Origin of the sequence: Chryseobacterium sp. JV558 (assembly GCF_033712365.1) — a bacterium.
Lineage (GTDB): Bacteria > Bacteroidota > Bacteroidia > Flavobacteriales > Weeksellaceae > Chryseobacterium.
In genome coordinates this window covers 159,883-186,413 of the sequence record NZ_WJHU01000003.1, presented here as the reverse complement: position 1 = coordinate 186,413, position 26,531 = coordinate 159,883, and the positions used below count along the sequence as shown (strand labels likewise).

The following is a 26,531-nucleotide window of genomic DNA, read 5'->3' as shown; positions in this document are numbered from 1 at the left end:
TAAACAGTAAAAAGGAAATACTTTAATTTTAAAAATTAAAAAACAGTAAATAATATAGATGCCAAAAATTAGATTAAATAAAGCGGTTAAGGAATTCAATATTTCGATGTCCAGATTAGTAGAATTTTTACAGTCAAGGGGTTTCGTGGTTGAAAGCAATCCTAACGCTCAATTGGAAGAATCGGCATATTCTGCATTGGAGGCTGAGTTTGCTAAGGATGGCGAACAAAGAAAGGCTTCCCATGAGGTGGTGATCACTAAAGTTCCGGAAGAAAAACTGGAAATTGAAGAAAAGAAAACCCCTGAAGTGATAAGAGCTAAAGCAAATAAACCAGAAACTAGAATTTTAGGTAAAATAGATTTAGAACCTAAGAAGCCTGAAGTTGAGGAAGCTCCTGCAGCTCCTGTGGCTCCTGTTGCTACACCGGTTGAAGAAAAGAAAGAAGAAATCGTGAAAGAAGAACAACCGGAAGTGAAAGCAGCTCCTGAAAAACAGGAATTCAAAGTTTTGGATAAAATTGATTTGTCTCAAATAGAATCTAGAAACAGACCTGTGAAAAAAGACAAGCCAAAAATGGAGGAGAAAAAAGAAGAAGTTAAACCTGTGGAACCAGTAAAAGAAACTCCTAAACCCGCTGTTGTAGTGGAGAAAAAAGTGGAAACTCCAAAAGTAGAGGCTGAGCCTGAATCTCAGGAGCCTCAGAAAATTGAGACAGTTTATCAAAAACTTGACGGTCCTAAGATCGTTGGGGAAAAGATTGACTTGACTCAATTTGCACCAAAACCAGGTTCTGGAGCAAAAAAGAAAAGAAAGAGAATTGAAAAACCTGGTGGCCCAAATAACCAACAAGGTCAGGGGAATAATCAAAACTCAGGAAATAATAACAACCAAGGTGGACAAGGTCAAGGCCAAGGAAACCGTCCGCAGAATAATGGTGGACAAGGTGGTAACCGTCAAGGTCAGGGAGGACAAGGAAATCGCCCTCAAGGTCAAGGAGGTCAGGGTGGAAACCGTTTTGGGAATAACCAAGGGGGTGGAAATCGTCCTCAAGGTCAAGGTGGTGGCGGCTTCAAAAAAGGAGGCCCTAACAACAGACCTGGACAAAGAGTTATGCCAGTTGAGCTAACTGACGAGCAAGTTAAAAATCAGATTAAAGAAACATTAGAAAAACTTACTAACAAAGGAGGTAAATCTAAATCTGCAAAACATAGAAAGGACAAAAGAACTTTCCGTAGAGAGCAGGATGAGCGTCAGCAGGAGCTTGAAGCACAAGACAGAACTCTTAAAGTAACAGAATTCATCACTGTAGGTGAATTGGCAAGTTTGATGAATGTTTCTCCAACTGAAGTAATCTCTGCTTGTTTCTCATTAGGTGTAATGGTTACCATGAACCAAAGACTTGAAGCTGATACTTTATTATTGGTGGCAGATGAGTTTGGTTATAAAATTGAATTCTCGGATGCTGATCTTGAAGAGACAGACAGCGAAGATGAAATTGATACTGAAGAAAGCTTAGTTTCAAGAGCGCCAGTAGTTACTGTAATGGGACACGTTGACCACGGTAAAACTTCATTATTGGATTATGTTAGAAAAACTAACGTAATTGCCGGTGAATCCGGAGGTATTACCCAGCACATTGGTGCTTATAATGTGAAACTGGAAAACGGTCAGAGAATTACATTCTTAGATACTCCTGGTCACGAAGCCTTTACGGCAATGAGAGCTAGAGGTGCACAGATCACAGATATTGCAATTATTGTAATTGCTGCTGATGATGATGTAATGCCACAGACAAAAGAAGCTATTGCTCACGCCCAAGCTGCACAAGTTCCTATGATTATTGCGATCAATAAGGTTGATAAACCAAATGCAAACCCTGATAATATCCGTCAACAACTTTCAGGTTTAAACCCTCCGGTTTTAGTGGAAGAGTGGGGAGGAAATGTTCAGGCTCAGGAGATTTCAGCTAAGTTTGGTAATAATGTAGACGTATTATTGGAGAAAGTTTTATTACAAGCTGAAATGCTTGAACTAAAAGCGAACCCTGAACGTTCTGCAAATGGTGTTGTTATTGAAGCATCTCTGGATAAAGGTAGAGGTTATGTTGCTACAATGTTGGTACAAACTGGAACCTTAAAAGTAGGAGACTATGTGGTAGCAGGTAAAAATCATGGTAAAGTAAAAGCTTTGCTTGATGAAAGAGGGAAAAACCTTACGGAGGCTGGTCCTTCAATTCCTGCAACAATCTTAGGTTTAGACGGAGCACCTACAGCTGGTGATAAATTCCGTGTATATGCTGACGAAAGTGAAGGTAAAGCTATTGCAAATAAGAGAGAACAACTTCAGAGAGAACTTTCTATTAGAACGAAAAAACATACAACACTTGAAGAATTAGGTAGACGTATTGCTTTAGGAGAATTCAAGGAATTGAATATTATTCTTAAAGGTGACGTGGATGGTTCTGTGGAAGCACTTTCTGATCAGTTACAAAGATTGTCTACAGAAGAAATCAGCGTAAAAATTCTTCACTCAGGTGTAGGACAGATTACGGAGTCTGATATCAACTTGGCGGCAGCATCTGATGCTATTATCATTGGATTCAACGTGAGAGCTGGAGCTAATGCAAAAGAGCTTGCAGATCGTGAGGAAATTGAGATCAGAACATATTCTGTAATCTATAAAGCAATTGATGAGGTAAAAGAAGCAATGGAAGGAATGCTTTCTCCTGAAATTCAGGAGCAGGTAATTGGTAATGTTGAAATCCGTGAGGTATTCAAGATTTCTAAAGTTGGTTCAATTGCCGGATGTATGGTTCTTACTGGAAAAGTTACAAGACAGTCGAGAGTACGTTTGTTGAGAGACGGTATTGTTAAATTTGATGGTGAACTTGAAAGCTTGAAGCGTTTCAAAGACGATGTTAAAGAAGTCACAAAAGGCTACGAATGTGGTCTGAACCTGAAAGGTTATAATGATATCGAAATCGGAGATATTCTTGAGGTATACGAAGAAGTAGCGGTTAAGAAGAAACTGAAATAATATGAGTATTAGTCTTGAAACTAAATATTCGTAACTATAAAAAAATCCATCTCACTTGTGAGATGGATTTTTTTATAGTATTACTTAAATTATTTACAAGTTGTGAGAATTAGAAAAACTCTTGTATTGAAAATTAATTTCTAATTATTGATTGATAAAAGCTACTAGTTTAGCTATATCAGCATCATTAAATTTTAAATTATTAGACTTAATGTATGTATTATACTCTTTCTCTTTTTCTGGGAAAAGTTCTGTTATCTTTTTTAATGATGAGACTTTATTCATATTTCCTGAAGCTGTCTTCAGATAATAAATAGGATCTTGTTTTATAAACATGGCAGGTTTTCCTGTTTGATAGCCATTAGAAGCAACAGTAGCATCTTTAAAAGTAACTTTTTCTTTTTTATATGCCGAATTTTTTCCTTTTGCTATTTCAGTAAGATAACCTTTCGGCTCCGTACTGCTTTTAAAGTAAACAAAAGCTTGTTTAGACGAAAGTACCTCAATTCTGGTAAAATCATCTTGTTTAGGTAAAACTTCAGTCTTTCCATTGTTTAGAAATTCTATATCATCAGTGTAAGCGTTATATCTTACATCTATATTTCCGTATTTTTCTCCAACTGAAGCTTTTTGGAACAATGGTGATTGATACGGAGAACCTTGTATATCTTCATATTTTAAAGGAGCTCCGGTTCCTGAAGCTACACTTTCAAAGACGGATTGACTGCCGGTTATATTATTTATATTTAAAGATTGTTGAGCATCTACAAATACAAATGGTAAAAATAGAGCGATAGATAGTATTTTTTTCATTTTTAAGTTATTTCTAAATATTTTTACGGTTAATTAGTTATTTATTGTAAAGTTAATAAAAAATGATGAATACTGTCAGATAGACTTTAGTTTTGTTAAATTATTTTTATGTCATATATAAATCTCATTGTAGATAGATCTATCAACGAAAAAGATAATTCCATTGGCAATGTACAGTTTCATACGCTTTAAAACATCAGAGTCAGGAAAGTTAAATTAATAAAGGGTTTTAGCCAAATTTAACTTTTTTATACAATTTTAATACTTGATTTTCTTTTTTTGAATTTGCTATTCATTATTATGATATTGACATAGATGGTTAAATTTTTAGAAATTAAATAAATATTTAAATCTCTAAAACAGGACCAACTGCCGGATGTATATTTCTTTCAGGAATAGACTTTAGAAACTTTAAGAGCTGAGAAATATAATAATTAAATTTTTGTGTAAAGTTTCAAAGTTTGGAATGTTTCAAGATATTATTAAATGGATGACTAAAGGTTTATGATGTGGTTTAAATCTGGAAGGCTACCATAACACCAAAATTTGAGATATTTTTAAAGTTTAATAAAAAAAAATAACTGTCAATAAAAAAATAAATAATTATATCCTAAATAGGTGAAAACCACTTTTTTATAAAGGGTATTTTTTATTTTTCAAACCTATTTAATTTATAATTATTCTAAATAATAAATTTTAACTTATTAATAATTTGTTAAAATGAATTTAAAGCGTGAAAAAAATAATTTTCACTTAATAAAAACTATCTATTATTATGGAATCTTATTTGATTTGTGTAGAATTTAAATGAAATATTAAAAAAAAGCATAGTTTAAACGGAGGTTTAATTTGTAGATGTTAATATTTATTAACATATTTGCCCATTAAATATATTAAAATTTGTTAATATGAATGTTAAATTACGTGTACTGACAGCCGGTGTGTTATTTTTCACAGGGCAGGTAGTATTTGCTCAAAAAGATACGACAGGTTCTAAAAAAGACAAAGAACAGAAAATTGAAGAAATTGTTGTGTTAGGTTATAGCAAGACATCTACTAAGGCTAAATCTAGTGCTTCTTCAGTAACCATTGGTTCTGAAACATTAGAGAATAGACCAAATATTTCTGTTCTTAACTCTATACAGGGTACAGCACCAGGTATTGTGGCGAACTCAGCATCTGGATCCCCAGGTTCTGGTAAGTTCAATATTATCATCAGAGGACTTAGTTCATTAAATGGTTCTACAGATCCTTTGTATGTTATTGACGGGATCATTACATCGGGGTCACAGTTTAGAAACTTAAACCCTAATGATATTGACACGTTTAGTATTCTAAAAGATGCTCAGGCTACTGCAATTTATGGTAACAGAGCTGCGAACGGAGTTGTAGTAATCACTACTAAAGGAGGTAAGTTCAATTCAAAGCTTAGAATTTCCTACGATGCATTAACTTCCTTTTCTGCTTTGCCAAAAACGGATTACAATATGTCTTCCGGAAGAGAACTATTACAGGTTCAGAAGAATGCAGGTGGAGGAAAAGGTGCTACTATGTCTCAAAATGATATAGATAATTATACTACTAATACAGATTGGAGAAACCTGTTTTCCAGAGTTGGAATGAGCCAGCAACATACACTCTCTGTTAGTGCAGGTGGAGAAAATATAAGCAACTTTGTTTCTTTAGGATATGTTGATAGTGAAGGTAACATTCGTGGAACGGATTTCAAAAGATTTACTCTAAGAAATAACCTTAATGGAAAAAGTAGCGATGGAAGATTAACCTTTGGTGCAATCTTAGGACTAGGATTTTCAAAAAGAAATCAGTTAGACGACGAAACCAATACTGCTATTAATGGAAATACTGTACAAAATCCTCTATTTGGAACAGTGCTTTCCGCACCTTATTTAGCGGCACCTACATTTACCAACGGATTAGGGTTATTCAATCAGATTGGACAGGCAAGTGGTAACGGAAACGGAGCATATATTCTTTATGATAATATCATGGGAGGTATTAGAAACCAGTTTACGGAAACCAGCTTAACAGCTAACGTAAGTGCTAATTACAAACTTACATCAGATTTGAGTATTGGAAACAGAACGGGTGTTGATTATAAAAATTATCAAAGACAATTTGCAAGAGCAGCAAACGGTTATTTATCTTTAGTTGTAGCTGCAGGGCAAGGAGCAAAATATGGTGGATTTGAACAATTTAACACTGTAAATGATTTAACTTTTAATACTACTACAAATATTACGTATAACCATTCATTTGGTGATCATACTATTACTGCTGCTGCTTATCTGGATTATATTAAAGTAAACTGGCAAAGTTATACTCAACAGCAGAACGGTCTTGATCCTTTAGTTTGGGAATTCGGTGCAGGAACCGGTTATGTTCCTTTCAACCCAGCTACACCAAATATCTACCGCCCTTCTGCAAGTGCGTTGAAAGTTACTGCAGGAACGCTAGCCTATTTTGGAACTGTAGATTATGACTACAAAGGAAAGTATGGGGTGTCTGGGGTTATAAGAAGAGACGGTTCATATAGATTCCCGAAAGACAACAGATGGGAAACTTTCTGGTCTGTAGCAGGAAGGTGGAATGTTGATCAGGAAAGCTTTATGGAAGGTTCAGGATTTAATTTATTAAAACTTAGAGCTTCTATTGGAACAACGGGTAATCAAAATTTATTTACTGTAGCTAATAATACCAATGTGTTAACAGTAGGCCCTTCTTCATATTTAGATTATAATGGACCAAACCCTACTACAGCGCCTGCTTACCAAAGCTTACCAGGATATTATTTGGCAAACCTTGGTAACAAGAATTTACAATGGGAACAGGTGAAACAACTTGATTTGGGAGTAGATTTCAACTACAAAGGTTTAGTAGAAGGTACATTTGACTATTATCACAAAAGAACATCGCGATTATTCAATTCTATCCCAGTAACTTATGTTACAGGTCAAGGTTCTCTAAGAGGTAATAATGGTGTAATGGATAATAAAGGAGTTGAAGGATCTTTAAGAGTCCATGTATTAAGAAAAGGTAGTACTAAATTATCTGTATTTGCAAATATGGGTTATAACTCTAACAAGATTATCAGCATGGAAGCTAATGACCTTACAGGTGATTTTGTTGACGGTGTTGGAGGGCCTGCAGATCAATGGCAGCTTTATCCTTATTTAGGGGTTAATCCAGCTAACGGAGAACAGTTATTCTTAGATATCAATGGAAATGTAACTCAAACACCAACTGCTGGTGATAGAAGACTTACAGGAAAAAGCCCTATGCCTAAATATACAGGTGGATTTGGATTTAATTTCCAACATGATGGGTTCTTTGTAGACGCCTTATTTTCTTATCAGAAAGGAGGATATATCTATGATAACTTATATTCTTGGGTAATGAATCCTTCTTATGCAGCTTCTGGACTTAACGTTTCAGCTGATTTGCTAAATGCTTGGACTCCAAACAATACGAACGCCACAGTGCCAAGTTTATCAGCTGTGAATTCAACATTAGAAGGTTCTTCTGATAGATTCCTTTTCAAGTCTGATTTTGTTAGATTGAAGAATGTAAGCGTTGGATATACTTTCAGCAAAAAAATATTAGGTAATTTGCCAATTAATTCTATTAAGGTTTTTGCACAAGCTGAGAACATATATACTTTCACAGGATGGAAAGGTTTTGATGTGGAGCCGATTACAACGTATTCACTTAACGTATATCCAAATCCAAAAACATATTCTATAGGGGTTAATGTAGATTTTTAAAAAAAGAAAAAATGAATAAAATATATAAAAAAGCATTAGTGATAGCAGTATGTCTATCGTCAGTTGGTTTTACTTTAAACAGTTGTAAGGATGCCATTGATATAGAGCAGCCTGGGTTACTGGATGATGCAACTTTATTTACAAGTGTATCGAATCTTAATGATTATTTAGTTGGATCTGTGTATGCCAACATGGATACCAATAATGATATCTATTTCTCTGCAGTATTTACTGACGAAGTAAAGCCAGGAGCAGGTAGTGGTGGTCAGGAATATGAAATACACCGTTATTTTATAGATCCTACAACAGGCTTGACAACTGGAATTTGGGCACAGCATTATTTGGTAATTAATCGTGTAAACAGGTTAATTGCTGGTGCAGCACAAGTTACTCCAGCTGCTAGTGAAGTAGCTCAATATAATTCAATAATTGCGCAGGCGAGAGCGATAAGAGCTTTCTGTTATCTTCAATTGGAAACTTATTTCGCTCAGGATATGAAAGATGCAAACGGTTTAGGTGTTTTGCTTCTAAAAGATGTTCCCTTGATTGACGTAAAGCTTCCAAGAAGCAAAAATCAAGATGTTTATGATTTTATTAATGCAGATTTAGACTATGCGAGAGGAATATTAGCTTATAATACTCCAACAGGTAGATATTATGTAGATAAGGGATTTGTAAATGCTGTTTCTGCAAGGTTTAATCTTTATAGGGGGAATACAACTTTAGCTAAGCAATATGCACAGGATGTAGTGTCTAATGCTGGGTTGTCATTAACAGCTGCTTCAGCATATCCAACAATGTGGAATGATACTGCAAGAGGAGAAATTATTTTTGCGTTAAACAGGTTGGCTACAGGAAACGGAAGTTCAATTGGAACAAGATGGAATACCAACAGTTCTAGTATTACAGGAAATCCAATGTGGGCTTTAGGAAGAAACCTATTTAATATCATTAATACAACTCCAGGTGATGTTAGAAGATCAGTATATGTTGATCCTTCATCTCTAATTGATCCTAATTATTTAACAAGTACTTCTCCTAGAGATACTGATCAACTGGTAGTAGATAAATACCCTGGTAAAACAAGTGCTGCTACAAGAAATGATTTAAAAGTATTTAGATTGTCAGAAATGTATTTCATCTTAGCGGAATGTGAAACAGCTGCTAATAATTTTACAGGTGCAGCAACATTAATTCAACAAGTAAGAGCGAAAAGATATAACAGTGGAACAGCTCCTCTTCCGGTATATGCTTCATCTACAGCTGCTTATGCTGATATTTTGAAAGAGAGAAGAGTAGATCTTGCGTTAGAAGGGCACAGATATATAGATTTAAAAAGATTGGCTACTGCAGCAGGTGTTACTATGGATAGAAACCAAACAGATGATGTTGTTACGGTTACCAACCTTCCGAACAATAGTCATAAGTATACATTGCCTATCCCAGTTCAAGAGATTAATTTAAATCCTCAAGTGCAACAAAACCCTGGTTATTAATAATTAAAAGCGAATTTTAGCTATGAAAATTTTAAAATATTTAAGTATTCCCCTTTTTGCATTAATGATCTCTGCTTGTTCAGAGAGAGACGATGCAGTATATGACGGTGATAATTTTGTGAGTTTTGGTGCTGAAAGCTCTGAGGCAACAGTAGTAAAAGGAACAACATCTAGAGAGGTTGCAGTAGTATATACCACTTTAAGTGAAGCAAGGCAAAATACAGAAGTGAAAATTGCTGTTGATGCCGCTAATTCTACAGCAGTAGAAGGTGTTGATTTTAAGATTCTAAATAAAACGGATAATCTTCCTGCTGGACAAAAGGTTGGAAGCTTTAAAATTCAATTATTAGAAAGTGGTGCTCTGGAAACACAAAAAAAGATTACTTTTAAGATTTCTTCGTCAGTGCCTAATGCTACGTTCAATCAAACTCATACATTGAGCTATTCATTAGAATGTCCATTTAATATGTCAGGTTTCACAGGAACGTATAAGGTTGTAACAGATACTTGGGAAGATTATTCACCAGGAGACATGATTACTATACAGCCAGGTCCTGCTGCTAACCAATTTAAGATATTGTCAACCAACAATCCTTATATTAGCAACCCGACTACATCTTACATGCTTGTTACTGTTCAGAATAATGGTAATATCACAGTAGCTTCCAATCAACCTTTTCTTTATGACGCGCCGACAGGTAGTATGTCACTAACGGGTACAGGGACAGTTAACTTTTGTACTAGTGGTATAAATATTTCTGCTCTTACTTTCTCAGGTCCTGCTGGGACTGCTAGTGGTCAAAAATTGGTCCTAGTGAAAAACTAAAATTTTTTCTAATAAAAATATCTCAAACCCCACATTTTTTGTGGGGTTTTTTGTGTCCTTTTATTTCTTATTTTTGCTGTACAATAATGAATAATGAAGTACATCCTTTTCATACTCTTCTCTTTAAGTTTTGTAGCCAGGGCTCAGGTCGTTAATAAAGCTGATACAAAGCCTCAATCTAAAAAAGAAGACACTCTTGTAATAGATTCCGGGAAAAAAGATTCCCTGAAAATTTTCAAGCCCACTATTAATGATTACCTGTATCAGACTCAGTTTTCTGAAAAGAAAGTTTTTGATACCGTAATGACTTTTGATAAAACCTATATCTTTTCACAACAAAATAATAAAGATAACTTCGGGAGAGTACAGACTGCCAATATAGGATCAGGATTCAATCCTCTTGTGTTTGAGGTGAATGATGAGCAGAACCTTTCTTTACTGCCATCCAATAAATCTTATATGATCATTGGGGCAAATGATGTGAAATACTATGATGTAAAAACACCTACCGCTACATTTGTTTATCATAATGCAATGCGAAACGGGGCTGCTTTAACATCTACTTACACCCAGAATATCGGAAAAAGATTCAATTTTGCTCTTGAATATATGGGACTTCGTTCTCAGGGACTTTACCGAAACTCATTAGCAGCGAATAACAATACTTTATTTTCAGGGCACTATATTTCAAAAAGTGGAAATTATGAAATCTTCGCTCATTATCTTCACCAGAATGTAAACAATCAGGAAAGTGGGGGTATTACTGAAGATAATCTTTTTATGAATGGTGACAGTAATTATAGCAACAGGCAAAATGCACAGGTGAATCTGGTATCCAGCAGCTCGCAGTTTTCTTACAGAAGATACTACCTGAGCCACCAGTTCACTCCATTCAATTCCGGGAAATTTCCTTTCAGCATAAGACATATTATTTCTCATCAGGGAAATAAATATTATTATAACCAGTCAGGGTTGGAGTCCTATTGGTATGATGCTCCTACTGAATTGGTTGATGGTTTTCCATTGACTACAAAAAAATATTCTGAAAACTTTAGCAATACGGTAAGCTTGGTTTTTAATAATGAGAAATTCAAACTGGACGCCGGTGTACGTTATCAGATGATCAAATTGGGAATAAGAGATGTTGTTGCTCTTAATAATGTTCCTTTTCCTGGCGAGCTTAAAGAAAACAGAATTGGAGCCGTGGGAAATTTACATGTAAAACTTTGGGATAAAATCCAGCTGAACTCATTCCTTGAATTTTCAAACGGAAGCCAATTTAAAAGCTACCTTAAAACAACCAATAACCTGAAGTTTGAGCCTATTAAGGATTATTTTGTTAATGCCAAAGTAAACTTTCAAAGTGCTTATCCTTCATTCAATTATTTGTTGAATACTTCTGTTTACAATAATTTCAATTATTATCTTGAAAATGCAAAGAACCAGTCTGTAATGGAAGTGGGAGGAAGCATCAATTTGAAATGGTTTAAAACAGAGATTTTCGCCAACTATTTCAGAATAGATAACTTTACTTATTTTGACAGCAACGGAAATCCGAAGCAAAGTGATAATTCTGTGAATATCTCTCAGATCGGAGGTGATGCTACATTCAGCTTCAATAAATTCCATCTGAATACAAGGGTACATTTCCAAAATACCTTAACGAATAAAGAACTGCTTCCTATGCCAAGCTTTATTGGTAGAGCCAATTTCTTCTACCAGACACAGGCATTCAAAAAAGCAGCAGAAATTCAGGCAGGTATTAAAGTATATTACTTCTCTAAGTTTGCATCAAGAGATTATTTCCCTGTTCTTAATGAATATATCCTTCCCAGAGCAGATTCATTTTCAATTGGAGGACAGCCTATCGCCGATATTTATATTAATATGAAAGTGAAAAAAATGTTCTTTTTCATAGAAGGTCAGCAGATAGGAACTGTTATTTCCAATAACAAAGCATATGCATTTCCACATTATCCGGTATATGATTTCAGATTGAACATCGGAATCGTGTGGTATTTGTTCAACTAAAAACTGTACAAGTTGAAAACAATAAATAAAATATCATTCAACGATATAGAAAGTATTCCTCAGTTAGTAAAAGATTTTTTAAATCAGAAAATTGAGGGTTTTGAAAATAATACATTTTCTTTAGATCACTTTAAACAACAGATACATTTGAAAAAAGACTCTTTTTCATCAGAGAAGAGAGAAGTTTTATCTGAGGTATTCGAAGAACAGCTTTCAAGCTTGTCCCTATCTTCAAAGCAGAGAGAGAATCTTGAAAATCTTAAACTACCCAATACATTTACCATTACAACGGGACATCAGTTGAATCTGTTTTTGGGACCTGTTTTCTTTGTCTATAAAATTCTTCAGACAATAAAGACATGTACCTATCTGAAAGAAAATTTCCCGGATTTTAATTTCGTTCCGGTATATTGGATGGCTTCAGAAGATCATGATTTCGCAGAGATCAATCATTTTAAAACCGAGAATAATTATTACGAGACCAATGAGAAATCAGGAGGTCCGGTTGGAAGAATTCAGATCAGTGATACCTATTTTATTTCTGAATTTGAAAAAGAATTCAAAGATTCTATTTTTGGAACCGAGCTGATCTTAATGATGAAAGAAGCTTATAAAGTAGGAAACACTTTAACGGAGGCAATTAAGATTCTTGTTAATCGCCTTTTTTCAGAATTTGGGCTTTTGATTTTAGATGGAGACTCTAAAGAACTTAAAAATCAAATGAAGGAGATCTTTAAAGATGAACTTCTTCACTTTGGTTTACAGAAAGCATCTAAGAATAAAGTAGATTTTCTGACAGAAAAATATGGGAAAGTTCAGGTGAATCCCCGCGAGATTAACCTTTTCTATCTTTCTGAAACCAGAGACAGAATAGAATTTAACGGACAGAAATATATCATCGTAGATAAAACGACTCAGTTTACAGAAGAAGAAATCCTGGCTGAATTGGAAAATCACCCTGAAAAATTCAGTCCCAATGCATTAATGCGTCCGGTATATCAGGAAAATGTACTTCCGAACCTGGCTTATATTGGAGGAAATGCCGAAATCATGTACTGGCTGGAACTGAAAGACTACTTTTCAAAAATTAATATTCCTTTCCCTATACTGATTCCAAGAAACTCCATGCTTTTCCTGAAAGAGAAAACATTAGGGAAGATTGAGAAATTGGATCTTAAAATAGAAGATTTTTTCCAGAATTTCACTGTACTTACCAATCATAAAATTTTAAAAGACAATCCGATTTTACAATTACTTGATGAGAAAGAAGAACTGTTGATTAGTAATTTTTCAGCGTTGAGAACTTCAGCAGAAACTACTGAGAAATCTTTCGGAAATATGGTAAAAGCAGAAGAAGTACGACAATTAAAATCATTTAAAAGGATGAAAAAACGTCTGCTTCATGCTGAGAAAATAAAACAAAATGAATTGCTGGAAAGGCTTGAAAATCTGTTTTTAGATGTTCACCCAGCCAAAACATGGCAGGAGAGAGTCTATAATTTTAGTGTATTCTTTTCAGATTATGGCTATTCATGGCTTGAAAATTGTTTGGAAGAAATGGTGGTTCAAGATTCCAAATTAATAATTGTTGCCATTTAATTTTAAAGAAGTATTTTTGTAAATTATAATTATCGAATATGATAAAGAGGTTTTTTATTCTATCCAGTTTATGTATGGTTTTGGGAGTTTCAGCCCAGAAATCACATACGGTTGTGCAAGGTGATAATCCTTACAACATTGCCAAAAAGTATGGAATGACTGTAGATGAATTGCTGAAGCTAAACCCAAAAAATAAAGATGGTAAACTAGCTATCGGAGATGTTTTAACTATAAAATCAGAAAAAACTGCCACTCCGGTTGCCACCAAACCAGCTCCAGTAGAAAAAGTAACTTCAAACACAAGTGCTTCTTCTGTGGGGAAAATTGTTTTGCAGCCAAAGCAAACGATCTATGGCATCACAAAACAATACAGAATTTCTGAAACTGATTTGAGAAAACTGAATCCTGAACTGGATTCTCATATGAAAATCGGAGATGAGATTGCATTACCTCTTGCCAGTATTAAAAAATATGGAGGGACTCAACAGGCTGTAACAACAGAAAAACATATTGAATCTCCTGTTGAAAAAACAATAACAACCACTACTCCTACAACAGCTGTAGAAGGAGAATCTTATGTGATTCAGACTAAAGATAATTATTACAGAATTACAAAACAGTTTGGAATAAGCCAGCAGGATCTTTATGCTTTAAATCCAGGATTGGAAGAAAAAGGACTTAAACCTGGTGAAACCATTAAAATAAAAACATCCAATACTAATACAAATACGGATAGCGTTGCTGAGCCGGCAAATCCAAAAGCAAAAATGGATTCAGGTAACGAAAAATCGACTGCCTCTTCCAATGTTGCTGCAGGAGACGATTACGTAACCTATACCGTTCAACAAGGAGATACTGTATTTTCCATCGTGAATAAATTCGGTGTTTCTATAGATGAACTTATTGCTCTTAACCCGGACCTTTCTCATGGGTTGAAAACCGGAATGGTTTTAAAGATCAAAAAGCAGGATGCAGCATACATTAAGAAAAACGGTGATGCTCTTAGCGTGATCCTAATGCTTCCATTCGGGTACAGTACAAACGAAACCCAGTACAGAACAATGGCACTTGACTTCTTAACAGGAGCTAAACTTGCTATTGAAAGAAATGCCAGAGGCGGACAAAAACTGGATATTAAAATCGTAGATTCAGGAAATGAAGCGTCATTCAAAAACTCTTTGACGCAAATCAATCCGGACAATACAGATCTTATTATCGGGCCTTTCTTTAAATCTAATGTAATTGATGTTCTTGATTTTACCAAAAATCAGAAAATCCCGATTGTAGCACCATTTGCCAACACTCCGGAATTATATAACTACAGTAATCTTATTATTGTTGAAACCAACAATCAGACGTATGCTGATAAGATTGTAGAAGAAGTAAAAGGAATTTATTCTGATCAGAAAATATATGTAGTGGCAGATGCTAAGAAAGAAAATGCCAATTATATCAAAGCAGGGCTTGAAAAAGCAGTGAAAAACCCTAATGTCATTATTGTTAATTCTCCGGCAGATATTCAGCCAGATCAGAATATGATGACAGGTCAGTCTGCACCGGTTATTGCTATTTTGGCTAATGATGATAATGCAGCAGGAGATGCTTTTGCTAATAGAATTATTGCTATTTCTAAGGAAGTACAAGGCGTGAAAGCATTCAGTATGTTCTATTCTCCGACTTTTGAGAAGAAAGTTGACGAGCTGAGCCAGGCAAGTCTGGTATATCTGATGGACAGAAAGATCAATACAGAAGGTGGTTTTGAAAAAGAAATTCTGGCTGCTTACAAAAGCAAATACTGTAAAACTCCTCCAAAATATGCTATCGTAGGTTTTGATGTAGTAAACGACATGTTAACCAGAGAAAATAAAAAAGGCGAGATCTTTAAGCAGATGAATAAAGTTCAGACTCAGCTTGCTACAAAATTTGAGTTTGTAAAATCTAAAGCTAATGGTGCTTATGTAAACACCGGTTACAGAGTAATCAGGCTGGTACCTTAACATGATTTATAGCTCTTTAAAAGAATATTGTTAACATTATAGTTATATTTGCATAATATTTAATTCAATACATGAAAGCACTTGTATTTCCAGGGCAGGGTTCTCAGTTCGTAGGAATGGGAAAAGAATTGTATGATTCTAGAAAAGATATTAAAGATCTGATGGAATCTGCCAATGAAATTTTAGGTTTCGACATTCTTTCCATTATGTTTAACGGAACGGATGCAGATCTTAAAAAAACAGAGGTTACCCAGCCTTCAATATTTATACATTCAGTAGCAGCATTAAAAGCCGTAAACGGTCTTGGTGCTGAAATGGTTGCAGGACACTCTTTAGGAGAGTTTTCAGCTTTGGTTGCCAACGGAGTTTTATCCTTTGATGACGGTTTGAAATTAGTTTCCGAAAGAGCAAAAGCGATGCAGGCAGCTTGTGATGCCAATCCTAGTTCTATGGCTGCTATCTTAGGATTAGATGATGCTAAGGTTGAAGAAATTTGTGCACAGATCAGCGGAATCGTTGTTCCGGCAAATTATAACTGCCCAGGACAATTGGTAATCTCAGGAGAAACACCAGCAGTAGAAGAAGCTTGTGTAAAACTGAAAGAAGCAGGAGCTAAAAGAGCATTGTTATTACCGGTAAACGGAGCTTTCCATTCACCATTGATGCAGCCTGCACAGGAAAGACTGGCAGCCGCTATCGAAAAAACAAAATTCAGAAAAGCAACTATTCCTGTATATCAGAATATCACTACAACAGCGGTAACGAATCCTGACGAGATCAAACAAAATCTGATCGCTCAGCTTACCGGTCCTGTAAAATGGACTCAGTCTGTTCAGAATATGATTAAAGATGGGGCATCCAACTTTGTAGAAGTAGGACCAGGAAAAACTCTTCAGGGATTGATCAAAAAAATTGACGGATCAGTAGATGCAGTTTCTGCAATCTAATTAAAAATATATGAACGCGATATTTTCACCGGGCAAGCTTATGCTTACTTCAGAATATTTCGCAATTGATGGAGCTCTTGTCTTAGCGGTACCTACCAAGCTGGGACAAGAGTTTTTCTTTGAAGAAAAAGAAGATGGCAAGTCACTTATTCTTTGGGAAGCCTATCATCAGAATACATTATGGTTGAAAGCTGTCATTGACTATGAAAACTGGCAGATCCTAGAAACCAACATTCCATCAAGCGCTGAGTTTATTGTCAAAACATTAAAAAATGTTCAGCAGCTTTCTACTACTAAATTCAAGACCAATCTTACTTACCATTTAAAGACCAATCTTCAGTTTCCTGCAGACTATGGCCTTGGAAGCAGTTCTACTTTAATGAACAATCTTGCAGAATGGGCTGAAATAGATCCTTTTTATCTTAATACAATCAGTTTGGGAGGCAGTGGATATGATATTGCCGTTGCAAAAGAAAAATCTGCAGTCCTTTTCCAAAGTAAACCTGAGATTAAATATGAGAAGGTTGATTTCAATCCTTCTTTTAAAAATGAATTGATTTTTATTCATTTAAATCAGAAACAGGATAGCAGAGAAGGAATCAACTTTTATAAATCAAAAAAGAAGTCTCCGGAATTGGTTGGTGAATTTTCAGATATCACAAAAAAAATATTGTTATGCAGTGAATTGGAAAATTTTTCCGAATTAATGATGATTCATGAGCGTAAAATTGCTGATTTTCTTGAAATATCCACAGTTAAGGAGAAGTTCTTCTCAGATTGCCCTTCTTTTGTCAAAAGTTTGGGCGCATGGGGGGGAGATTTTGTAATGAGTGCCAAATTTGGGGGCTTTAAAGACTATTTTTGGGAGAAAGGTTTTACAACTATTTTTGACTGGGAAAATATAATTAATTTATAATCAAACCCTTACGATCCTGTTTTTTTATTTGTCATTCTGACTTATATCAGTATATTTAAACCACCTTTAACAAATAATTAATATTATTTTTGTTGAAGTCAATAAAGAAATAGAAAATATAAGTAAAATGAAAAACACTAAAATCATCCAGGATTTAGAGAAATTAGGGATTAAAGGGAACTATGAAGTAGTGTACAATCCTTCTTATGAAGAATTATACCAGGCTGAAGTTTCTTCTGAAAATCAGGGGTTTGAGAAAGCGGAACTTACGGAATCGGGCGCGGTATCAGTAAAAACAGGAATTTTCACAGGTCGTTCACCTAAAGACAGATATATTGTTCAGGATGATGTTACAAGAGATACTATTTTCTGGGATGGTAAAGTAAATTTACCTACATCAGCAGAAATTTTCGGTTCTTGTAAAGAACTAGTGCTGAACCAGCTTGCTGAATCTAAAAAGATTTATGTAGTAGATACATTCTGCGGAACGAATGCAGATACGAGACTTAAAGTAAGATTTATCGTAGAAGTAGCATGGCAGGCGCATTTTGTTACTAATATGTTCATTCGTCCTTCTCACTATGAGCTTGAAAACTTTGGAGAGCCTGATTTCACAGTAATCAACGGTTCTAAGACAATAAACCCTAACTGGGAAGCTCAGGGATTGAATTCTGAAAACTTCATCATGTTCAACCTTACTGAAAAATTACAGATCATCGGAGGTACCTGGTACGGAGGTGAAATGAAAAAAGGGATGTTTGCAATGATGAACTATTACCTTCCATTAAAAGGGATGGCTTCAATGCACTGTTCTGCTAACGTAGGTGAAAAAGGTGATGTAGCTTTATTCTTTGGTCTTTCAGGAACAGGAAAAACTACTTTGTCTGCAGATCCGAAAAGATACCTTATCGGTGATGATGAGCATGGTTGGGATAACAATGGAGTATTCAACTATGAAGGTGGATGTTACGCTAAAGTTATCGATTTATCAGAAGAAAAAGAACCGGATATCTTCGCTGCCATCAAGAGAGATGCACTTCTTGAAAACGTTGTAGTAAACAATGGAGTAGCAGATTATACAGACGGATCTATCACTGAGAATACAAGAGTTTCTTATCCAATCTATCATATCAACAAAATTGTATTACCATCTAAAGCTGGTCATGCGAAGAAGATCGTTTACCTTTCAGCAGATGCATTCGGGGTACTTCCTCCGGTTTCTATCTTGAATGAAGATCAGGCTCAATACCACTTCCTTTGCGGTTATACATCAAAATTAGCCGGAACAGAAAGAGGAATTACAGAACCTCAGCCATCTTTCTCTCCAGCATTTGGAGAAGCATTCCTTACATTACATCCAACAATGTATTCTAAAACATTGATCGGTAAAATGCAAGAGCACGGTGCTAAAGCCTATTTGGTAAACACGGGTTGGAATGGTACAGGAAAGAGAATTTCTCTGAAAGATACAAGAGCAATTATTGATGCAATCATTGACGGTTCTATCGATAATGCACCTAAAACTCAGGTTCCAATCATGAACCTTGAGATCCCTACTGAATTACCAAACGTTTCTACAGGTATTTTAGATCCTAGAGATACGTATGAGAGTGCTTCAGAATGGGAAGAAAAAGCAAAGGATCTTGCTTCAAGATATATCAAGAATTTTGAGCAGTACTGCGATACTGAAGAAGGTAAGAAATTAGTTGCTTCAGGACCTCAATTACAGGAACAAACTATCTAATAGTTATCAAAATATACAGAAAAGAAAAGCCTCATCACTGATGAGGCTTTTTTATTAATATTTTTGACAGTTTTCAATCAACTCATTCTGTTCATCCAGTTTTAGGACTGTTGATTTGATTGATTCTTCAGTTAGATGTTTTATGATCATAAAATGTTTTGAAGAAAAGTAAGACGCTTCGTCCAATATTTTATCTAAATACTTTGGAGTTGTGAAGGTCATCCAATATTTTACTTTATTAGAAAACATAATCGTTACTTCTATAGCATCAGATTCAATATTTCCTATTTTATCATCTATTTTAATAGAAATTATTTCCGGTTCATTGTTTAAACTAAAATGAAATTTCGAATACCATCTCAGTTTTTCTTCGTTATTTTGAATCCTTATATTCTCATCGTTTATTTCTTCGATGATATAAGATTTTCTTTTCGTTAATTGACCGGAATATACTCCAATATCCTTACAGTAAATTTTATCATTTATCTTCATAAATTTATCCATAATTATCTGTAGGAAAATTAACCGGAATTATTTTAAACTTAATAAAGCCAATCTATACCCATCCATCCCAAAACCTGATAAAACTGCGTCAGTGTTAGCTGCTGTCACAGATTTCTGTCTGAATTCTTCTCTTTTGTAGATATTGCTGATGTGAACTTCTACTTTTGGTTTCCGAATGTTTTTTAAACAATCGGCAATAGCATAAGAATAATGGGTAAAAGCGCCCGGATTGATCACGACTGCATCAAAATCGTCTTCCTGAAGCCTGTTAATAAGCTCGCCTTCAATATTAGACTGATAATATTTTAATTCATAAGACTGAAACTCGGATCTTAAAATTTCCAAATAGTTTTCCATAGAGACATTTCCATAGATTTCCGGTTCTCTGGTACCTAACAGGTTGAGGTTAGGCCCGTTTATAATCAAAACTTTCATACTATAAAATTAAAAACTTTTTTTAATTAATGATCAAAAATTTCCGCACAAATTTTCTTTGGTTCAATTAAATTATTGACAATGATATTTGTCATGTCTGTTAAAATGATAATGGTTGCAACTCCTTATAGTAATGAGTTTTATTAAAATCTTATGTTAATTTTTGAAAATTTATCATGAAAAAATTATAAGTCTACTTGTTTTATAGACTAAAAGTTTTTAGCTTTGCAACCATATTTCGATCGGCTTATAAAGAAAGATGGAGGGAACTGACCCTATGAAATCTTGACAACCTACCCCGAAGGGCAAGGTGTTACGTTCAGCCTTTAAAGGAAAAATAAGCATTTGGTTTATCGTATTTATCGATGCCCTTTGCTGACTTTTCTGCAAAGGGCAAAATTTTAATATACGACAAATAAAATTGATTATGATTAGTAATAATTTATTCACTTCTAAAGCTTGGATTCCTCCGGTTGCAGCATTTTTTCTGGGAATTACCAGTGTGAAAGCACAGAATTCTAATCCGAAAAAGGATAGCCTTCATGAAAAAGAGATTGATGAAGTTGTAGTAGTTGCTTATGGTAAGGCTAAAAGAAACAGCTATACCGGTTCTGTTGCTACAATTTCCAGCGATAAAATCAATAACAGACCTGTAACCAATGTTACCAAAGCGCTGGAAGGGCAGGTTGCCGGTATTCAGACTACCAGTTCGTCAGGACAGCCTGGTGCCGTTTCTACCATCAGAATCAGAGGAGTTGGTTCAATAAGTGCTTCCAGTGATCCGCTCTATGTAGTAGACGGAATTCCTTTTGACGGAAATATTAACTCTATAAGCCCAAGTGATATTGAATCCATCAGTGTTTTGAAAGATGCTACAGCAAGTGCACTGTATGGTTCCAGAGGAGCAAACGGGATTATCATCATTACCACGAAATCAGGTAAGAAGGGTGAAGCAAAGGTTAATTTTAATATCAGTCAGGGATTCTCAGGAAGAGCGGTAAAAGATTACGAACAGGTAAATACAGACCAATACTTTCAATTATATTGGGAAGCTTTGAGAAATGGATACCAATCCGGAAAAGTGTCTTCTCAGCAGGCAGCTCAGATGGCAACAGACAATCTTGTTTCCACACTGGGGATCAATCCTTACGGAACGAACTATCCAAAACCGGTAGGAACCGATGGAAAGCTATTACCTGGTGCATCACCACTTTGGAATGACGACTGGAGAGATATTCTGCAGAGAGTGGCTTCAAGAAATCAGGTAGATCTTGATATCAGCGGAGGAAGTGAAAAAAGTAATTATTTCTTCTCATTAGGATATCTGGATGATAAAGGGATGGCGATTGAATCAGGATTTAAAAGGTATAATACAAGATTAAAGATCAATTCTGAAGTGAAAAAATGGCTGAATGTTGGGGTGAACTTAAGCTATACAAACAGTATTCAGCAGGCTCCGACCTCTTCGGATTCCAAGGCAAGCAACATCATCAATGCCGCGAGATTCATTCCTTCATTCTATCCTTATTATGAAAGAAATGCCGATGGAAATTATATTTTGGGTGCTGATGGAAACCCTATATATGATTTTGGAAAATACAGACCTACCAACGCACTTCAGAATCAGAATGCCGCTGCAACACTGCCATTAGACAAAAACGAAAATAAAGAAGATAACTTCTCCGGAAAAGGATTCATGGAATTCACTTTCTTACCAGAGTTGAAATTCAAGACGAGTTTTTCTGTTGATTTGGTGAATTATAACGGTCATTATTACTCAAACCCATTGCTGGGACAAGGCGCTGAGATTGGAGGTTCGGTAACGAAAACCAATACCAGAACACTTTCTTATACAACTAGCAATATTCTGACATACGATAAGAAATTTGGAAAGCACCACGTAAATGCTTTAGCAGGACATGAATTCTATAAATATGATTATCAAACTATTTCAGGAACAAGAAGTCAGTTTTCTCTGCCTTATTACTATGAGCCGGATGCTGCTTCTTTATTGGGAAGTTTCAGTGGGAACAGTAATACATTAAGCTTATTGAGTTTCCTTGGAAAAGTAGAGTATGATTATAACAATACTTACTTTTTATCTGCATCAGGAAGAGCAGACAGTTCTTCAAGATTTGCGAAGGATAACAGATGGGGGAGATTCTGGTCAGTTGGAGGTTCATGGAAAATATCCAATGAAGAATTTGTAAAAAGCCTGAATGTCTTTAATCAATTGACATTGCGTGCCAGCTACGGAGGACAAGGAAATGATAAATTACTTAGACCTAACGGACAGCCGCTTTATTATGCTTATCAGGAGTTGTACAGGTTTATCAGTCTTGGTGGAGAGCCGGGAACTACACTTGAAAAAACGTCTACCAATAATGTAAAGTGGGAAACCAACCTTAACTTAAATGTAGGATTGGAATTTGCTATTCTGAATAACAGAGTTAAAGGAAATATTGAATACTTTAAAAGAAAAAGCCAGGATCTTTTGTTTAATATGCCGGTTGCGCCGTCTTTGGGAATCAGTGATTATCCGGCGAATATCGGAACGATTCAGAATACAGGATTTGAATTTTCATTATTCACAACACCAATTAAGAATGATAATTTCCAGTGGAATGTAGATGTAAACCTGAGTACTTTAAACAATAAAGTGACCAAGTTGCCTGGTGGTTCTCTTGTGGTAGGAAGTAAGTTATTGACGGTAGGAGGTTCTGTATATGATTTCTTCATTCCGGAATGGGTTGGTGTAGATCCGAGCAATGGAAAACCATTGTGGAAAACGGTTTCTATAGATGCCAGCGGAAATTCAGTAGAAGGAACTACTTCAGAATATTCAAAAGCAACAAAACTATTGCAAGGTTCTGCGTTGCCAAAATTGACCGGAGGAATCAGTACAAGCATTACGTATAAGAATTTTGATTTTTCAGGATTACTGACATTCAAAATTGGTGGAAAAATTCTGGATACCGATTATACTTCTATCATGCACAACGGAAGTGCCGGCGGACGGGCATGGAGCGCAGAAATGCTTAACAGATGGACTCCGGATAATCCTAATACTGATGTTCCGGGACTGAGTACAACAACGAATAACTGGACATCTACCTCTTCAAGATTTCTTTACTCCGGAACGTATGCAAGGCTTAAAAATGTAAGCTTAGGATATACGCTTCCAGAAGATTATTTTGAGAAAATAGGATTGAAGAAGTTCAGAATTTATATCCAGGCAGAAAACCTTCTGACCTTCTATAAACATAAGGGAATGGATCCTGAGCAGGCTTTGGATGGAACAACGTATTACAGATATCCTGCAATGAGAACGATCACTTTTGGTCTTCAGGCCACACTTTAATCTTTAAAATTGAAACAATGAAAAAATTAATATATCTATCGTTTGCACTCATCGGATTTTTATCGCTGACAAGCTGTGAAAGTGAACTGGACACTGCTCCGACTGATCAGGCCAGCAGCGTAGAAGTTTTCAAAACAGCAGAAAATGCTGAAACCGTGGTGAACGGTACCTGGGCAAAATTTAATAATGACGGAACAACCTATGCTAATATCGGGTATTCCACTGTTTTAAGAGCCAGTGATGCAATGGGAAGTGATGTAGCGGTGCTAACCAACAAGTATGGATTTGCTTCTACTTATGCCTTTACGGAAATGGTGAACAGTACGGCATCCCGCCCGTTATTTATCTGGACGATGCTGTATTCTGCGATCAATAATATGAATAATGTTATTGCAAGAATTGATGGAACGGAGGGCAGCCAGGAGAAAAAGGATCAGGTGAAAGGACAGGCCAAAGCATTACGTGCTTTCTGTTATCTGAATCTGGCAAGCTTTTATCAGTTCAGCTATCTGAAAGACAAGTCGGCGTTGACAGCTCCAATTTATACTGAGCCTTCCACAACAAGTACAGTAGGGAAGAAGAGAGCAAGCCTTGAAGAAATTTATACTTTGATTAAAAGTGATCTTACGGATGCAGACAACCTGTTGAAAAATTATACAAGGAACAATAAGGATAAGATCAACCATTCCGTTGTGAACGGACTTTTGGCAAGAACCTACCTGAATACAGGGGAATGGAGTAAGGCTTCAGCATCTGCGAAAATTGCAAGAGAAGGTTTCCCTCTAATGGTTCCGGAAAAATACAAAGACGGCTTTAATGATATCAACAATGCAGAATGGATCTGGGGACACGGTCAAACACAGGAACAATCTGATGAAAGTTATGCTTTCCACTATCTGGATGTGTCTTCATCAGGAAGTTATTATTATAGCTTTATGGCAGATCCTTATTTTAAAGATCTTTTTGATACCAATGATATCAGATCGCAGCTGTTTTCTTGGGATGGACAGAAGGGAAGAGAAGGATTGCTGAGATATGCTAAGTTTAAATTTAAACCAACTCTTATTGCAGATATTGTTTACATGAGAGCTGCAGAAATGTATCTGATCGAAGCTGAAGCCGAAGCGAGAAACGGAAATGTCTCTCAGGCTGTGACAGTCTTGAACCAGTTGAAATCGGCCAGAAATGCCAATGTTTACGCTGGATCATTATCACAGAATGCGGTAGTAGATGCAGTTCTGATTGAAAGAAGAAAAGAATTATTCGGAGAAGGATTCTCCCTTTCAGATATTATCAGAACGCAGGGAACAGTGGTAAGAAAACCATTTGTAGATGCTGATGGTAAACCTATAAAAGTTCAGATCACTACACCGGACGGTACCGTGAAAACTGTAGACGGTAAAGGACACTCTGTTCTTGATTTTCCAGATAAATCTGCTTTCACTCCAAATAGCAATTATTATTTATTCAGCATTCCACAGAGAGAAGCTGAAAATAACCCAAACTTATAAGGAGACATACTTATAATTAGATTTGATTTTTTAAGCCACTGCGATTGCGGTGGTTTTTTAATAAAAACCCGTTGCTTTTTAGCAACGGGTTTGTTTTTATGAATAAAGGGTATTTGTTACAATGGTTATACTATTTGTCAGAAATACCAAGGTCTCTAAGAGCTACTATACATCCTATATCTTTGAGTTTAGCTCCTTTTTTCAAATAAAATAAAACATATTCCTTTTCGCCCTTATTCAACTTATTAAAAATTGATAGATCATAATGTTGAGTTCCTGGAGCCTGTTTCAGTCCAATTATTTGTACAAAGATCTCATGACAGGCATCTCCGTTATTATATTTATCTGCCATTAAAATTGAGTAGGGCAAAGTTTCATTATGAAATGGTGAGTTAAGATAATATAGTGTTAGTTGTTTGTAAGCATCAATATTACCATTCATCAGAATCTCTTTTTTATATTTTTCTATTGGGATATCCTTAGGTTTATTTTGGTCTTTTTCCTTTGAGCAACAGATGTGTAATGAAAATAGAAATATCGCGATGATTTTTGTTACATGTTTAATTTTCATAATCTTAATTGAAGTGTTTTTCTGATCGGTAATATACCAAAGAATCAAAAGTCTTCAAGAACTTTTTACATTTTTCACTTTTTATACTATCAAACTTTTCCTTTTCATCAATGAAGAACCGATACTGTACAGATAAAAGCCTTTTGTTGGTTTTGATTTTAATCTTATGCGGCATATAGATGGAATGTACTCTTTCCCCAATTTTTGTAGTGTTGTTAATCAGATAGAGCTGATTTTTCTCAAAACTTTTTTTTAAAATAATCCAATCGTACTCTGTAAGTTTAAATCGGAGGGTATCTGAAGTGTCCGGTTCAGTGTATGATAAGGTCATGTAAATGTCAGTGCCTTTGAGAGTTGATAGATTCCTGTTTGGGGTAGCAATGGAAATGTCTTTGGTCACTACTTCTTTGGGTTCACATGATAATATGATGAAACAAAGGCATACCGTAAAAAGTAATTTTGATGTAAGCAGATTCATTAAGAGTAATGATGATATTGGATATAACGGTTTTATGAAGTACAAAGCTAATAAATAATAGCTGGAATGTATTTTATTAGGGATTATAATAAATGAGATGCATTAAATAATTAAGCTTTCCCCTATTTTAGAAAAAATCTCTACCTTTGTAACAATGAAACTCTTAAGATGGATACTTGCATTTTATTTCATGGCATTATCATTGATGCCATGTGAAGACACGTCCCATCCGCTGAATTCAGGAGATAATAAGATTGCATTAAGCATTAATAGTGCTCATTCTACAGAAAAAGGAGATATCTGTTCTCCGTTGTGTGCATGCAGCTGCTGTCAGATAACAGTTTCAGCATTTAAAATGGATCCTCTATTGGAGATTCCTGAGCAGATTCCAGCTTACTTTTCAAAGAAGATCTTATTTCATAAAAACGACTTTGCTTACCAGATTTACGATCCTATCTGGCAGCCTCCTAAAATTTAATTTTT

General features: G+C 35.4%; 18 protein-coding genes and 1 riboswitch. Of the genes, 14 read left to right on the top strand and 4 right to left on the bottom strand.

What is annotated here, in order from left to right; genetic code table 11:
* Positions 1-58: 58 nt before the first annotated feature.
* Complete coding sequence (gene infB, locus GFU89_RS11790; RefSeq protein WP_318847308.1) at positions 59-3,037, top strand: translation initiation factor IF-2; 2,979 nt, start codon at positions 59-61, stop codon at positions 3,035-3,037.
* A gap of 144 nt (positions 3,038-3,181) precedes the next feature.
* Here infB and GFU89_RS11785 read toward each other — a convergent pair whose 3' ends face one another.
* Positions 3,182-3,850, bottom strand: a complete 669-nt coding sequence (locus GFU89_RS11785; protein WP_318847307.1) for a hypothetical protein — start codon at positions 3,848-3,850, stop codon at positions 3,182-3,184.
* A gap of 908 nt (positions 3,851-4,758) precedes the next feature.
* Here GFU89_RS11785 and GFU89_RS11780 point away from each other — a divergent pair.
* From GFU89_RS11780 to pckA, 9 genes are all read left to right on the top strand, one after another.
* Complete coding sequence (locus tag GFU89_RS11780; RefSeq protein ID WP_318847306.1) at positions 4,759-7,632, top strand: SusC/RagA family TonB-linked outer membrane protein; 2,874 nt, start codon at positions 4,759-4,761, stop codon at positions 7,630-7,632.
* Between the two features lie 11 nt (positions 7,633-7,643).
* A complete protein-coding gene (locus GFU89_RS11775) occupies positions 7,644-9,128 on the top strand; it encodes a RagB/SusD family nutrient uptake outer membrane protein (protein ID WP_318847305.1) in 1,485 nt (494 codons plus the stop codon).
* Positions 9,129-9,150: 22 nt separating this feature from the next.
* Positions 9,151-9,954, top strand: a complete 804-nt coding sequence (locus tag GFU89_RS11770) for a hypothetical protein (protein WP_318847304.1) — start codon at positions 9,151-9,153, stop codon at positions 9,952-9,954.
* 93 nt (positions 9,955-10,047) lie between these two features.
* On the top strand, positions 10,048-11,985 hold the full coding sequence (locus GFU89_RS11765; protein ID WP_318847303.1) for a putative porin: 1,938 nt from the start codon (positions 10,048-10,050) through the stop codon (positions 11,983-11,985).
* 12 nt (positions 11,986-11,997) lie between these two features.
* Entirely contained in the window at positions 11,998-13,584 is a 1,587-nt protein-coding gene (gene bshC, locus GFU89_RS11760) for a bacillithiol biosynthesis cysteine-adding enzyme BshC (RefSeq protein WP_318847302.1), read from the top strand.
* A gap of 38 nt (positions 13,585-13,622) precedes the next feature.
* Entirely contained in the window at positions 13,623-15,581 is a 1,959-nt protein-coding gene (locus GFU89_RS11755) for a LysM peptidoglycan-binding domain-containing protein (protein WP_318847301.1), read from the top strand.
* 71 nt (positions 15,582-15,652) lie between these two features.
* Complete coding sequence (gene fabD, locus GFU89_RS11750) at positions 15,653-16,528, top strand: ACP S-malonyltransferase (RefSeq protein ID WP_318847300.1); 876 nt, start codon at positions 15,653-15,655, stop codon at positions 16,526-16,528.
* 10 nt (positions 16,529-16,538) lie between these two features.
* Positions 16,539-17,444, top strand: a complete 906-nt coding sequence (locus tag GFU89_RS11745; protein ID WP_318847299.1) for a GYDIA family GHMP kinase — start codon at positions 16,539-16,541, stop codon at positions 17,442-17,444.
* A gap of 127 nt (positions 17,445-17,571) precedes the next feature.
* Positions 17,572-19,188 carry a phosphoenolpyruvate carboxykinase (ATP) gene (gene pckA, locus GFU89_RS11740; protein WP_318847298.1) on the top strand — a complete coding sequence of 539 codons (1,617 nt, stop codon included), beginning with the start codon at positions 17,572-17,574 and terminating at the stop codon, positions 19,186-19,188.
* 54 nt (positions 19,189-19,242) lie between these two features.
* On the opposite strand, the gene GFU89_RS11735 is transcribed toward pckA, so the two are convergent.
* A complete protein-coding gene (locus GFU89_RS11735; RefSeq protein WP_318847297.1) occupies positions 19,243-19,680 on the bottom strand; it encodes a hypothetical protein in 438 nt (145 codons plus the stop codon).
* Between the two features lie 39 nt (positions 19,681-19,719).
* A complete protein-coding gene (locus tag GFU89_RS11730) occupies positions 19,720-20,127 on the bottom strand; it encodes a type II 3-dehydroquinate dehydratase (protein ID WP_318847296.1) in 408 nt (135 codons plus the stop codon).
* Positions 20,128-20,371: 244 nt separating this feature from the next.
* Positions 20,372-20,471: riboswitch (SAM riboswitch) on the top strand.
* A gap of 83 nt (positions 20,472-20,554) precedes the next feature.
* On the opposite strand from GFU89_RS11730, the gene GFU89_RS11725 reads away from it, so the two are divergent.
* Positions 20,555-23,488 (top strand): TonB-dependent receptor, encoded by a 2,934-nt coding sequence (locus GFU89_RS11725; protein WP_318847295.1) that lies wholly within the window; start codon positions 20,555-20,557, stop codon positions 23,486-23,488.
* A gap of 17 nt (positions 23,489-23,505) precedes the next feature.
* Positions 23,506-24,999, top strand: a complete 1,494-nt coding sequence (locus tag GFU89_RS11720) for a RagB/SusD family nutrient uptake outer membrane protein (RefSeq protein ID WP_318847294.1) — start codon at positions 23,506-23,508, stop codon at positions 24,997-24,999.
* Between the two features lie 130 nt (positions 25,000-25,129).
* Here the strand turns inward: GFU89_RS11720 and GFU89_RS11715 are convergent, their stop codons facing one another.
* Positions 25,130-25,570, bottom strand: coding sequence for a hypothetical protein (locus GFU89_RS11715; protein WP_318847293.1), 441 nt, complete (start codon positions 25,568-25,570; stop codon positions 25,130-25,132).
* A 335-nt stretch (positions 25,571-25,905) separates the two neighbouring features.
* On the opposite strand from GFU89_RS11715, the gene GFU89_RS11710 reads away from it, so the two are divergent.
* Entirely contained in the window at positions 25,906-26,106 is a 201-nt protein-coding gene (locus GFU89_RS11710; RefSeq protein ID WP_318847292.1) for a hypothetical protein, read from the top strand.
* A 96-nt stretch (positions 26,107-26,202) separates the two neighbouring features.
* Positions 26,203-26,526, top strand: a complete 324-nt coding sequence (locus GFU89_RS11705) for a DUF6660 family protein (protein ID WP_318847291.1) — start codon at positions 26,203-26,205, stop codon at positions 26,524-26,526.
* Positions 26,527-26,531: the final 5 nt, after the last annotated feature.